This window comes from Streptomyces sp. ISL-96, assembly GCF_018614035.1.
Lineage (GTDB): Bacteria > Actinomycetota > Actinomycetes > Streptomycetales > Streptomycetaceae > Streptomyces.
This window is the reverse complement of sequence record NZ_JAGGPA010000062.1, coordinates 12,290-24,962: the sequence shown is the minus strand read 5'-3', so window position 1 is coordinate 24,962 and position 12,673 is coordinate 12,290. Positions and strand designations below refer to the sequence as shown.

Sequence of the window (12,673 nt, the reverse complement as noted above, 5' to 3'; positions counted from 1 at the left end):
GGGACGCGTGATCGGTGGGTTGTGGGGTGGAATCGCAGCAACGGTTCAACCGCTCCCCGGAGGCTCCCCGTGACCACCCGCGCCCACAAGCGTCCGCTCCGCCCGATGATGGCGTCATTCGTACGCTTCGTCGTGTGCGGCGGCGGCGTCGGGCTGGCGTCGAGCGGCGTGCTCGTACTGCTCCACGACCGGATGCCGCTGGCTGTGGCCAACGCGCTGGTCACCGTCGTATCCACCCTGATCGCCACCGAGCTGCACGGCCGGGTGTCCTTCCGCAGCGAGCGCGGCGGCTGGGGGGTACATCTGCAGTCGGGCCTCACGGTCCTGGTGAGCTACGCGTTCACGACGGGCGCGCTGCTCGGTCTGTACGCCGTCCAGTCCGCACCCTCGGTCCTGACCGAGCAGGCGGTCTACCTCTCGGCTTCGGCGCTGGCGGGAATCGGCCGCTTCGCGGTCCTGCGGCTCGTAGTCTTCGCCGAACGCCCGGTGCCGGCCGAGCCGTCGCTCAGCAAGGCGGCCGTGGCCATCGCGGCCTGATTCGTTCGCATGAGGAGAGGCGTGAGGCGCATGGCCCTGGACCTGGTGCCCGTCGACCGCGAGCCCGCCGCGGGGGTGTTGCTGCTGGCCGGGATCCCCGGCAGCGGCAAGAGCAGCGTGGCCGCGGCGCTCGCCGCGCGGTTCGCGCGGTCGGCGCACATCGAGGTGGACGCCCTTCAGGAGCTCATCGTCGGAGGAGGGCGGTGGCCGTCGTGGGAGAAGGACGAGGAGGCCGACCGCCAGATCTTCCTGCGCGCCCGCAACGCCTGCCTCCTGGCGGACAGTTTCGCCGCCGCCGGCTTCCTGCCGGTGATCGATGATGTCGTCGTACGCCGCTCGCATCTCGACTTCTATCGCTCCACCCTCACCAGCAAGCCGGTGCACCACGTCGTGCTGGCGCCGCCCCCGGCCGTCGCTTGGGCACGCAACCTGGGGCGACACAAGACGCTGGACACGGACTGGTCGCCGCTGGACGAGGCGATGCGGGCGGAGCTCGCGGGCGAGGGGGTGTGGATCGACAACGCGCGGCAGAGCGTCGCGGAGACCGTGGACACGATTCTGTCCGCGACCGGTCTGGCTCCTTTCGCGGACGCGTGAGCCGACGTGCGTGAGTGGGCCGTCCCTCGTCCGTAGGGGCGGCCCACTCCTCAATGCGCTTGTGCGTCGGTCAGCACTCGCGCAGGCCGGGCGCCGGGTCCACCGACGTGTGGACGTCCACGGCGGCCATGTTGCCCCACTGGCCGTTGTCCAACTGGGTCCAGTACCAGATGTTGTTGCCGCCCGGGTGGCTGTCGCCACGGCCCCAGCACGAGAACCAGCTGAACGTCGTGTTCATCTGGCCGCGTACCGCCGAGGCGTACGACCGGTGCTCGTAGCCCTTCGCGCCGGCCCGGTTGCCGCAGTACAGCTTGCCGTCCGAGCGGACTCCGCATTCGGCGGCGGGTCCTGCCGGAGCGGCGGTGGCGGGGGCCGTGACGCCGGCCAGGCCCGCGGTCAGAGCGGTCGCGGCGACGGTGATCGCGAGCTTCTTGCCAAGGTTCAGGTTCATGGTTTCTCCTTGAGGTGTGGTGTCGGTTACGAACAGGTGGGCACGCCGTCGAGCCAGGCCGGGCCCTTGATGTAGATGTTGGTGATCCACGCCCTGTGGTCCGGCAGATAGGACCAGGCGTCGTTGGTGATGCCCTCGGCGGTGACGGACTGGGCATGCTTCTGGCACTTGACGCGTACGGACGTCGGGCCGGCGAACTTGATCACCCGCGTGCTCGTCGTGGACGCCTCGGCGTGCGTCCACACGTCCGTACCCCAGGTGCTGAACGTCCCTTGCCCCGGCGCGGCGTTGATGCGTACCGCTCCGAAGTAGTCACCGCCCAGGCGCACATCGCTGACCATGATCCGGGTGCCGGACTGCTTCGCCTCGACCATCTTCCCGGCGCCGAGGTAGATCGCGATGTGATGAACCTTGCGGGCGTTGCCGTAGACCAGCAGGTCGCCGGGGACCAGTGGCCCGGTCCCCTCCGACGGGCCGAATCGGGCTGTCGCGTGCGGGGTGTTGTACTGGCTGTGGGCCGTGCCGTTCAGGATGTCCTGGCCGGTCGCTTCGGCGTAGGCGTACCTGACCAGGCCCGAGCAGTCGAAGCCGCGCCGCTGTGGGTCGTGTTCGCTGGCCGGGTCGGTGGGGTCCACCACCCCGTACGTGGGTCCCGGCGCGGGGCCGTGGCCGCCGCCCCACGAGTACCAGACGCCGATCTGCGAACAGGCGGTCCGTACCGCCTTTTCGGCCGCCGCCGAGGCTCCGGGTGCGAGGACGGCGCACCCTTCGGCGGCCGCTGTGCCCGCCGTCCCCACAGTCGCCGCCCGGACCGGCTGCCCGGCCTCCGCCGGCCAGGCGATGAGCGACAGTCCGACGGCCGCTGCCGCGGCTGCCGCTCTCCATCGGTTGCGCATTGCTGATCCCCGTTCATCTTCCGTCAGGCTTCCGGCTTGCCGGCCCTTCGAGCCTGGGCCGTGAAGCCGGCGGCTGTCGAGGTTCCAGCTGTCTCCTGACGCGACAGGAAACGGGAAACATCCTGGGAAACGGCCCTCACGTCGGTGTTCCAGAGCCGCACGGTGCCGTCATTGCTGCTGCTCACCAGCGCGTGCGTGTGCGGGTTGAAGGCGACACCCCACACCGCGCCGCTGTGACCGGTGAGGGTGGCGGTGAGCCGGTGGCGCGTGGTGTCCCAGAGGCGGACCGTGCCGTCACTGCCGCTGCTCGCGAGCGTCACACCGTCCGCGCCGGCGCCGGTGTCGAACGCGACCGCCCGGACCGCGCCGCTGTGGCCCGTGAGGGTGGCGGTGGGCCGGTGATGCGCCATGTCCCACAGGCGTACCGTCCCGTCGTTGCCGCTGCTCGCCAGTGTCCGCCCGTCCCGGCTGTACGCCACACCGCGCACCGAACCCCTGTGACCGCGCAGCACAGCCCGCGGCCTGTGGTCCGCCACGCCCCACAGCCGCACCGTCAGATCGTCACCGCCCGCCGCCAGCGTCCCGCCGTCCGGGCTGAAAGCGACCGCGTTCGCGAAGTCCTGATGGCCCGTGAGCGTGGTCAGGGACCGGCGTCGGCGTACGTCCCAGAGCTTGACCGTACGGTCGGCGCTCGCGGAGGCGAGGAGGCGTCCGTCGGGGGAGAAGGCGACGCCGAAGACGGAGCCGGTGTGTCCGGTGAGGGTGGTGAGGAGTCTGTGGCGGCGTATGTCCCAGAGTCTGACCGTACGGTCGGCGCTCGCGGAGGCGAGGAGGCGTCCGTCGGGGGAGAAGGCGACGCCGAAGACGGAGCCGGCGTGTCCGGTGAGGTTGGTGAGGAGTCTATGGCGGCGCAGGTCCCACACCTTGACCGTACGGTCCACACTCGCCGACGCCACCAGCCGCCCGTCCGGCGCGACCGCCGACTGCCAGGCCTCCGCGAAGGGACGCGCGGTCAGCGCCGTCCTGTCCAGGTCCCACAGCACCGCCGACCGGTCGAAGCCCGCCGTCGCCACCACGTTGCCGCCGCTGACGGCGGCCCCGAGCACGTAGTCGGTATGCCCGGACAGCGTGGCGGTCACCCGGTGACTCGCCGTGTCCCACACCTTCGCCGCGCCGTCCCCGCCCGCGCTGACGACGCTCGCCCCGTCCCCGCCGTACGCCACCGCGTTGACGTCGTCGCTGTGGCCGGTGAGCGTGGCCCGGATGCGGTGGCGGCGTACGTCCCAGATCTTGACCGTACGGTCCGCACTGCCCGAAGCGGCGCTGCGCCCGTCCGGGCTGAAGGCCACCCCCAGCACGCCGTCGCTGTGCCCCCTCAGCGTCGCGCGCGCCCTGTGCCCGGCCACGTCCCAGATCCGGACCGTACGGTCCAGCGCCCCCGAGACGACGCTGCGTCCGTCGGCGCTGAAGGCCACCCCGTGCACACTGTCGCTGTGGCCCCGCAGCGTCGCCCGCACCCGCCGGCGCGGCACGTCCCAAAGGCGCACCGTGCGGTCCGAGCCGCCCGATACGAGGCTCCGCCCGTCCGGGCCGAAGGCGACCGAGCGTACGGCGCCGCCGTGGCCGAGCAGCGTCCCGGTCGGCTGACGGTCCGCCACGCCCCACAGGCGTACCGTGCCGTCGGAGCCCGCCGACGCGAGTCGCCGCCCGTCGGGACTGAACGCCACGGCGATCACCGGACCGCCGTGGCCCGTGAGCGTGTCCACGGGGCTGCGATGGCCGGCCCCGCCCCACAGCCGCACGGTGCCGTCCGAACTGGCCGACGCCAGCAGCTTGTCGTCGGGGCTGAACGCCACGCCGTTGACCGGTCCCGTGTGCCCGCCGAGGCGGCCCGCGAAGTACCGCGCCTGTGTGCTGAGCAGCGCGCCACGCGCCTCGGTGGTCGGCGCCGTGCGGTACGCCTCGGCCGCCAGGCGCATCGACGCCTCCGGTTGCCCCGACGCGAGCGCGCCGGAACGTACCGCCATCGCCTGGGACTGGGCGACCCGGCGCTCGTCGATGGCGCGTGAGCGCTGGTGGAACGCCGTCGCGCCCCCGAGGAGCGCCAGTACGAGCAGCGCCACCAGCAGCACCAGCAGCCTGCGACGGGTGCGCACCTGACGCCGCTCGGCCTGTTGCCCGGCCACCTCCTGCGCCCGGCTCGCGTCGAGGAACTCGCTTTCGTACGGGCCGAGTTCGGTACGTCCGTCGGCCTGCTCCGCCCATTCCTGTACGGCGGCGAGCCGCGTCCCCCGGTAGAGGAGTCCGGGATCGCGGCCCGCACGCACCCACTCGGCGGCCGCCTCCGCGAGCTGCTGGTGGATGAGCAGCCCGGCCCGGCCGGTGCCGATCCAGCCGCGCAGCCGCGGCCAGGCGCGCAGCAGCGCCTCGTGGGTGATCTCCACCGCGTCGCTGTCCACGGTGACGAGCCGGGCCCGTACGAACGCGTCGAGCGCCGCCTCCACGCCGCGCCGGTCGGGCAGTTGCTCCAGCAGCAGCTCGCGGCTCGCCCTGCGCCGGGTCGCCGCGTCGCTGTCCCCGCCCCCGTTGCCGCCGCTGTCCCCGGCGCCGACCTGGACCAGCCGCACCAGCACCCGCCGCGCCATCTCCTGTTCGGCGGGCTGGAGCCGGGTGAACACGGCTTCGGCCGTCCGCGCGATCGCGCCGTGGATGCCGCCCGTCGTCTCGTAGCCCGCGACGGTCAGCGTGTGGCCGGTGCGCTGCTGCCAGGTGACCAGCAGCGCGTGGGCGAGCAGGGGCAGCGCGCCGGGGGAGGCGGCGGTGAGGTCGTCCTGGCCGCCCTGCCCGGTGCTCCGGGCTCCCACGTCCCGCAGCAGCAGGCCGACGAGACCGGGCTCCAGGGTCAGGCCCGCGCGCTGGGCGGGAAGCGTGATGGAGTCGCGCAGTTCGGCTCCGGTCATCGGGCCGAGCGCGAACAGGCCGTGCGAGAAGACGGCCGCCAGCTCGGGGTGGTCCAGGCACCGGCCGCTGAAGTCGGCCCGTACACCCAGCACCACGACGGCGGGCGGCCGGTCGCAGTCCCCCTCGGCGGGGGTGGCGAGGGCGGACAGCACCGCGACGAAGGCGCGCCGCTCCGCCTCGTCCGCGCACAGCGTGAACGTCTCCTCGAACTGGTCCACCAGCAGCACCAGCCGCCCCGCTCCTGCCGCCAGCAGCGGCCGTACGGCGTCGGCAAGCCGCCGCGGCCGCACGCGCAGCGACTCCGGGCTGACCTCGACGCCCGCCCCCAGCGCCTCGGTCACGCACCTCAGCAGCTCCTTCAGCGGATGCGCGGTGGGCGTGCACACGACCACCGGCCAGCCGCTCGACCCCTCGACGGGCAGCGCGCCGCGCCGCAGCGCCGGGACCAGACCGGCCCGCAGCAGCGACGACTTTCCCGCACCGGACGAAGCGACCACCGCCAGGGGGCCGTTGCCGGCCCGTTCGGCGAGCCGGCCGACGAGCTCGGCCGTCGCCCGCTCCCGGCCGAAGAACCACTGCGCGTGTTCGGGGCCGAAGGCGGCGAGCCCCCGATACGGGCACACCGCGTCGGCCGGGCCGGGGAGTTGCGGCGGCAGCGGCCGGCGCGCGGGCGGTACGTCGGCCACCAGCCGCACCAGGGAACCACCGGCTCCCAGCGCCTCGTCGCAACGCCTGGCCAGGTCGGGTGTCGGAGGCTTGCCCCCGTTCTCGATCTTGCTCAGATAGCCCTTGCTGTAGTGGATCGACCGGGCCAGCGCCGTGAGCGAGATGCCGCGCTCGCTCCGCAGACGCCGTAGTTCTTCCCCGAAGGAGCATGCGCCCCGAACCCCGTCCATGCGGGGCACCGTACAGGCCGATTACTGTCAGTTTCCTAACGTAGTAACGCTTTTGCCTGAATTCTCGCCTGCGTGGCTTGTTCGACTCGGGGGCGGGGTAGGTGGCCGGGTCCTCCTCACGCCGCTGCTCGCGGCCGTACGATCATCAGGGCCAGCAGCGCACCCGCCGCGCACTGCGCGCCGACGCCGACCCACAGCGGGTTGTACGAACCGAACACGTCCCGCGTCGCACCGCCCGCGAACGCCGCCAGTCCGGCGCCCAGTTGGTGTGCCGCCGCGACCCATCCGAAGACGATGGAGCTGTCCTTGCCGTACAGCTCCCGGCACAGCGCGAGCGTGGGCGGAACCGTGGCGACGTCGAGCAGGCCGAACAGGACGACGAACGCGACGAGGGGCGCCCCGATGTGAGCCGACAGCAGGAGGGGCAGGGCGAGCAGGGTGAGGCCGCGCAGCGCGTAGTAGGCCGCGAGCAGGCGCCGCGGGTCGAGGCGGTCGGTCAGCCAGCCCGAGGCGACGGTTCCCGCGACGTTGAAGACGCCGATCGTCGCGAGCAGCGACGAGGCGAGCGTCGCGGGCATGCCGTGGTCGTGCGCGGCCGGGGTGAAGTGGGTCCACATGACGCCGTTCGTCGACGCGCCGCAGATCGCGAACGTTCCCGCGAGCAGCCAGAAGGGACCGGTGCGCGCCGACCCTGCGAGCACGTGAACGGTCCGCGGGCCGGCCTTCCCGGGAACGGCCGCGGACCGTTCCCGGGAAGCGCGCGCGGCGTGCTCCGCGGCCCCGTACGGCCGTAGTCCGACATCCGTCGGGCTGTCACGCAGCAGCAGGAGTACGAGCGGCAGCGCGACCAGCGCCGCCACCACGAGCGTCACCGCCCCGGCCCGCCACTCGTACCGGTCCACGATCCAGGACAGCAGCGGCAGGAACGCGAACTGCCCGAACACGCCCGCCGCGGTGAGCGCACCGGTGACCAGTCCGCGGCGGCGTACGAACCAGCGGTCCGTGACAGTCGCGGCGAACGCCATCGCCATCGACCCGCAGCCCGTACCGACGAGCACGCCCCAGGCGAGCGCGAACTGCCACGGCTCGGTCATCACCGTGGTGAACAGTGCGCCCGTCGCGACGGCCGCCAGCGCGCCGCCGACCACCCGGCGCATCCCGAAACGGTCCATCAGGGCGGCCGCGAACGGCGCGGTCAGGCCGTACAGGACCATGTTCACGGACGCGCCGGAACCGATCGTCGAGCGCGACCAGCCGAACTCCCGGTGGAGCGGGCCGACGAGCAGCCCGGCCATGGTGGTGAAGGCCCCGGCCGCGACGATCGCCAGGGCGGCGACGCCGACGACCAGCCAGGCCCGATGCACCCGTGTCCGTACCGGCGGCCGCTTCCCTGGACTCTCCGTGACCCGAATCTGAACCATGCGTCCGACCATCCGTCTGCGGCCTGGCCCGAACCAGTGGCGAGAAAGTCATGGTGTGAAAGAATCTCGCCATGTCGACAGAGACGGCGTTCCGCGGCTCCCCCGGTCGGTCAGGAAACCCGCACCGCGTGGCAGTCCTCGTGCGTGACGGGCTGCTCACCATGGAACTGGGCATCGTCCACCGGCTGTTCAGGCAGGCACTCTCGTCCACGGGCGAACCCCTCTACGAGGTCCTGACCTGTACGCCCGAGCCCGGCGACGTACGCACGGACGCCGACGTCACCGTCCATGTCGCGCACGGTACGGACATCCTCGCCGAGGCCGACACCGTGATCGTCCCGGCCTCCGACGAGGACTACACACCCCGCGCCGCACCCCATCTGCCGCCAGGGCTGGAGACGGCCCTGGGCCGGATCCGTCCCGGCGCGCGCATCGCCTCCATCTGCACCGGGGCCTTCGTCCTCGCGGCGGCCGGGCTGCTCGACGGTAAGCGTGCCACGACGCACTGGCGCTCCGCCGCCGACCTCCAGCGGCTCCACCCGCAGGTGCGCGTCGACCCGGACGTGCTCTACACCGACGACGGTGGCGTACTCACCGCCGCGGGCGTCGCCTCCGGCATCGACCTGTGCCTGCACATGATCCGCGGCGACCACGGCTCACGGGTGGCCAACGAGGTGGCCCGCGGCACGGTCGTCCCGCCGCACCGCGACGGCGGCCAGGCGCAGTACATCCCGCGCCCCGTCACCGCCCCGCGCCAGTCGTCCACGGAACCCGCCCGCACGTGGGCCCTGGCGCACCTGGACCGCCCCATCAGCCTGCGCGAACTCGCCGAGCGTGCCGCGATGAGCACCCGCACCTTCTCGCGCCGCTTCTGCGAGGAGGCCGGGCAGACACCGGTCCAGTGGCTCACGGGACAGCGCGTCGACCGGGCCCGGCACCTGCTGGAGGAGACGGACCTGCCGGTCGACCGGGTCGCGGCCGCGGTCGGCTTCGGCACGGCGGTGTCGCTGCGCCAGCACCTGCACGCCGCGCTGGGGGTCTCGCCGAGCGCCTACCGCTCCACGTTCAGGGGCTCGGCCGGCGGGGCGGGCGCGGCAGGTGCGGCTGCGACGGCCGCGACGGATGCAGTCCGGCTTAGCCTGGGAACGCTCGTACGCGCGTACTCCCGTACTCCCGTACAACGAGGCGAGGAGCCAGATGTGAAGCCGGACGCCAGCATCTCCTACCAGGAGGTCGTCTTCAGGGACCGGGCCGCGGGATACGCCTTCCTCACCCGGTCGACGGCCACCAGCGAGAACACCATCGAGTGGGACGACGGCAAGACGTACCCCGTTGTCGACGTCGAGATCTCCTCCGAGAGCCACCCCTTCTACACGGGTAAGGCCCGGACAGTGGACACGGAGGGGCGGGTCGCGGCGTTCGAGCGGCGGTACGGTCAGGAGGGACAAGAAGGGCAGAGCGGGCAGGGAGAGCAGAGCGGCAGGCGTGGGCAAGACAGTACGGGCGGTACGGCCGGTGAGGGCCAGTCGTCGCCCGGGTAGCGCGGGCTATCCGCCTTCCAGTTCCTCGTCGAGATCCTCGAGCTCGTTGTCCAGACCTCTGAGTTCGTCCTCTTCCTCCTCTCCGAGGGCGTCCGGATCGATGTCCGGTTCCTCCTCGGAGAGAAGCTGGTCCAGCGACTCGCCCCGATGCGCCTCCTCCGCCGTATTGCCGAAGAATTCCGCGGGAGACCAGTGCTCGGGGGGCGCGATACCCGCGTCGAGCGGGTCGTACTCCAGGTCGTCGCTCTCCAGCGTGTCCTGCGCGTCCAGGACGCCGTCGTCCTCGGGAGGAATGGTGTTGTCGTCGCTCATGTGTCCCACTCCGTGCCTCGTTCGGCCCGATCGGACTGCCCACATTGCCCACGCTCCCGCAGGCGGGCGCCCCTCGCATCCGGAACGGAAGAACACAACAGGGCCGTGGGATGTTCACCGGATGCGGTGCGGGTACGCGAGAACCAGAATGCCGACTGTGCGACGAAACAAGGAGGCGGTATGAGCGAGGAATCATCCGTTGCGAGGCCGAAGCCGTCGGAGGTGACGCCCGACAGGCTGCTCCACACCGGCGCCACCGACGACGTAACGCCCGAGGACCTGGTGCTCTCCTCCGGGCGTGATGTGACTCCGGCGACGCTGGAGTGGGCGCGGCGCCGGCTGGAGAAGGAGGGCCGAGCGGCGATCGACACACAGCTTCCTTAGCGCCCCGCGACAGCACACCCGCACTCACGCACTGCGCCCCGCACAGGCCGTTCTGTGCGGGGCGCAGTGCGGGTACCTCAGCGGGGAGCCGTGGGGCGGTCCGCAGGGCGGTCTGCGGGGCGGTTGATGTCCGGCGCTCCGGGCCGCAGCGAACTGCGGCCCTCCCGCCAGGCCGCCAGGACATGCTCCTCCCAGCGCGACTCCAGGAGGACGCTCGCCCGGATGCCGAACGCCACGTCCCCGGCCAGACCCGGCTCCCTGGCCAGCAGGTCCCCGATCACGTCGCGGCGCATCACCTGCTCGTGAACCGCGTCCGCCTCGACGTGCTCGGTGAAGAAACGCGTGCACTCCTCCCCGGCGCCCAGCCGCTCCAGTGCCTTCGCCATCCGGCGCGCGCCCGGCGGGGAGGTGATCTCCAGGGTGGCGAAGTTGCCCACCATGGCGCCGCGCAGCGCACGGCGCAGCCCGAAGAGAGACATCACATTGACGGGGGCGAGCGTGACGGCGGGCGCGAACTCCAGGTACCGGCCGTAGCGCGCGTCCAGCCCCGCGCCCTCCATCAGGTCGGCGAACAGCCTGGCGTGCACGTTCTCGCCGTGGCCGCCACCGAACTCGTCGAACTCGACCGCCACCAGCGACGCCTTGGCCTGCCCCTCCAGCCGGGGGATCACCCACGCCTGCGGGTCCGCCTCCTTCAGCTGGTACAGCGAGCGGTGAGCCAGATATTCACGCATCTGCTCCCAGGTGCCGTCGTGCATCAGCTCGTGCGAGACACCCTGCCCGTCGGCCGGCTCGGCGAGCAGCGCGTCCAGCTCCGCTGTTACGTCGTCCCCGCCGGACGCCGCCGCGCGCAGCGCAGCCAGGAACGCCTCCTCCATGGCGCCGCGAAGCCGCAGCAGGTCCAAGTCCCACTCCCGGGAATCGCACACACCCTGGAAGCCCCGGTAGTGCGGCTCGTACGCCATGTAGAGGGCCAACTGGAGATCGTCACCGAACGGGTCCGTGGAGGCGGCCTCGTCCGTGGGCAGGCCGCCGGGCGGGGGAGAGCCGAGCAGTATGTTCCGCACGGCGGCCGACAAGGGGCCGCGAGAGGAGGGCAGCTCGGCGGTGCCGGTCATGTGCGTCATTTGCCGTCTTCCTCGAAGTCGTGGACCTGTTCCAGGGGGCGTACGGCCGGCCCCTGGAGCACTTCCCCGCCGATCCCGAACCGGGAGCCGTGACACGGGCACTCCCAGGTGCGTTCCCCGTCGTTGAACCGCACGATGCAGCCCAGGTGCGTACACCGGGCCGACAGCGCGTGCAGCTCGCCGGTGTCGTCGCGGTGCACCGCCAGCTGACGGGAGCCACTGCGCACCACCGCGCCCCCGCCGGGAGCGATCGCCGAGACAGGCCCGCCGCCCGCCACGAACGGCAGCCGGTCGCCCACGAAGTGCCCGGCAGCCGCGGCCTGGAACCGCATCAGCGACGGGGCCTCCTTCAGCGGCTGGAGGCGCACCGGGTCGTACAGGTCCGTCCAGGGCAGTTTCTGTCCCGTGATCCGGGCGGCGAGGAGCTTGCCGGACATCACGCCGCTGGCCATGCCCCAGCTGTTGAAGCCCGCCGCCACGAAGGTGTGACGCGCGCGCGGATGCAGTGCGCCCACGAAGGGCACGCCGTCCGTCGGCTCGTTGTCCTGGGCGGCCCAGCGGTGCGTCAGCCGTACGTCCGGGAAGCGCTGCGTGGTCCACTTCTCCAGCCGTTCGTACCGTTCACCGACACGGCCCGCTCCCGGGGTGAACTTCTCGCCCGTGACGATGAGCAGCCGCTCCCCATCGCCGTACGGAGCGGTCCGCACCGAACGTGTCGTTCCCTCGGGGGTCAGGTACATCCCCAGCGGGTCCTGCGCGGCCGGGATGATCCCGGCCACCACCAGCTCGCGGTGCGGCTTCAGCCGCGCGAAGAGCAGCGACCGGTCGAAGACCGGGTAGTGCGTGGCGACCACGACATCGCGGGCCACGACAGTGCGGCCGTCCTCCGTCGTCAGCTGGCACGGATCACCCTCGCGCAGCCCGACGATCCTGGTCCCCTCGAAGATCTGCCCGCCGCGCCGCTCCAGGTCGGCGGCGAGCGCGTAGAGGTACTTGCGCGGATGGAACTGTGCCTGTTCCTCGACGCGCACCGCGCCCGCGACAGGGAACGGCAGCCCCGTCTCCTTCACGTACGACGCGGGCAGCCCGGCCTCACGCGCGGCTTCCGCCTCCGCCTCGACCGTACGGGCCTCCTTGGACGTCTCGGCGTACGTGAACGCCGGGGCGCGCTCCAGGTCACAGTCGATCCCGAGCTCCTCGCACACGGCCACCACGTGGCCGATGGCGTCCTGCTGCGAGCGGGCGTACAGCGCGGCGCCCTGCGCGCCGCGCGTGCTGCGCAGCCGCTGGTAGACGATCCCGTGCAGGGCGGAGAGCTTGGCCGTGGTGTTGCCGGTGACTCCGGAGGCGATACGGTCCGCCTCCAGCAGGGCGACGCTCTTTCCGGCCCTGGCGAGCTCCCAGGCCGTACAGATCCCGGCGATGCCCGCGCCGATCACCGCCACGTCCACTTCGAGTCCGTCGGGCGGCCCGGGGCGCGCCGCGCCGTCACCGAACTCCATCCAGTACGAAACGGGGCGGGCGGGGACATCCCTCATTTGCTGCTCCTT

Annotated in this window: 11 protein-coding genes and 1 pseudogene; 5 read left to right on the top strand and 7 right to left on the bottom strand. The window is 72.2% G+C overall.

The features are described from left to right. The first annotated feature begins 69 nt into the window (after window positions 1-69). Window positions 70-537 (top strand): hypothetical protein, encoded by a 468-nt coding sequence (locus J7E96_RS30835; protein ID WP_308296217.1) that lies wholly within the window; start codon window positions 70-72, stop codon window positions 535-537. 30 nt (window positions 538-567) lie between these two features. Then, window positions 568-1,134, top strand: a complete 567-nt coding sequence (locus J7E96_RS30830) for an AAA family ATPase (RefSeq protein WP_215136174.1) — start codon at window positions 568-570, stop codon at window positions 1,132-1,134. A 70-nt stretch (window positions 1,135-1,204) separates the two neighbouring features. Here the strand turns inward: J7E96_RS30830 and J7E96_RS30825 are convergent, their stop codons facing one another. The 4 genes from J7E96_RS30825 to J7E96_RS30810 form a co-directional block, all read right to left on the bottom strand. Continuing rightward, window positions 1,205-1,585 (bottom strand): hypothetical protein, encoded by a 381-nt coding sequence (locus J7E96_RS30825; RefSeq protein ID WP_251070693.1) that lies wholly within the window; start codon window positions 1,583-1,585, stop codon window positions 1,205-1,207. A gap of 26 nt (window positions 1,586-1,611) precedes the next feature. Then, window positions 1,612-2,481 carry a C40 family peptidase gene (locus tag J7E96_RS30820; RefSeq protein WP_215136140.1) on the bottom strand — a complete coding sequence of 290 codons (870 nt, stop codon included), beginning with the start codon at window positions 2,479-2,481 and terminating at the stop codon, window positions 1,612-1,614. Window positions 2,482-2,504: 23 nt separating this feature from the next. Next, window positions 2,505-6,338, bottom strand: a complete 3,834-nt coding sequence (locus J7E96_RS30815; protein WP_215136138.1) for a helix-turn-helix domain-containing protein — start codon at window positions 6,336-6,338, stop codon at window positions 2,505-2,507. A gap of 116 nt (window positions 6,339-6,454) precedes the next feature. Continuing rightward, a complete protein-coding gene (locus tag J7E96_RS30810; RefSeq protein WP_251070692.1) occupies window positions 6,455-7,759 on the bottom strand; it encodes an MFS transporter in 1,305 nt (434 codons plus the stop codon). Window positions 7,760-7,830: 71 nt separating this feature from the next. On the opposite strand from J7E96_RS30810, the pseudogene J7E96_RS30805 reads away from it, so the two are divergent. Further along, window positions 7,831-8,838: pseudogene (locus J7E96_RS30805) on the top strand (GlxA family transcriptional regulator); the annotation flags it as partial. Window positions 8,839-8,958: 120 nt separating this feature from the next. Further along, window positions 8,959-9,300, top strand: coding sequence for a type B 50S ribosomal protein L31 (locus tag J7E96_RS37860; RefSeq protein ID WP_308296221.1), 342 nt, complete (start codon window positions 8,959-8,961; stop codon window positions 9,298-9,300). Between the two features lie 6 nt (window positions 9,301-9,306). On the opposite strand, the gene J7E96_RS30800 is transcribed toward J7E96_RS37860, so the two are convergent. Further along, window positions 9,307-9,612, bottom strand: coding sequence for a hypothetical protein (locus J7E96_RS30800; protein ID WP_215136132.1), 306 nt, complete (start codon window positions 9,610-9,612; stop codon window positions 9,307-9,309). 180 nt (window positions 9,613-9,792) lie between these two features. Here J7E96_RS30800 and J7E96_RS30795 point away from each other — a divergent pair, with 180 nt between their 5' ends. Further along, window positions 9,793-9,996, top strand: coding sequence for a hypothetical protein (locus J7E96_RS30795; RefSeq protein ID WP_215136130.1), 204 nt, complete (start codon window positions 9,793-9,795; stop codon window positions 9,994-9,996). Window positions 9,997-10,073: 77 nt separating this feature from the next. Here J7E96_RS30795 and J7E96_RS30790 read toward each other — a convergent pair whose 3' ends face one another. Together J7E96_RS30790 and J7E96_RS30785 are read right to left on the bottom strand one after the other, a co-directional pair. Continuing rightward, window positions 10,074-11,123, bottom strand: a complete 1,050-nt coding sequence (locus J7E96_RS30790; protein WP_215136129.1) for an iron-containing redox enzyme family protein — start codon at window positions 11,121-11,123, stop codon at window positions 10,074-10,076. Continuing rightward, a complete protein-coding gene (locus J7E96_RS30785; RefSeq protein WP_215136127.1) occupies window positions 11,120-12,661 on the bottom strand; it encodes an FAD-dependent oxidoreductase in 1,542 nt (513 codons plus the stop codon). Before J7E96_RS30785 ends, J7E96_RS30790 begins: the two co-directional genes overlap by 4 nt. Window positions 12,662-12,673 lie beyond the last annotated feature (12 nt).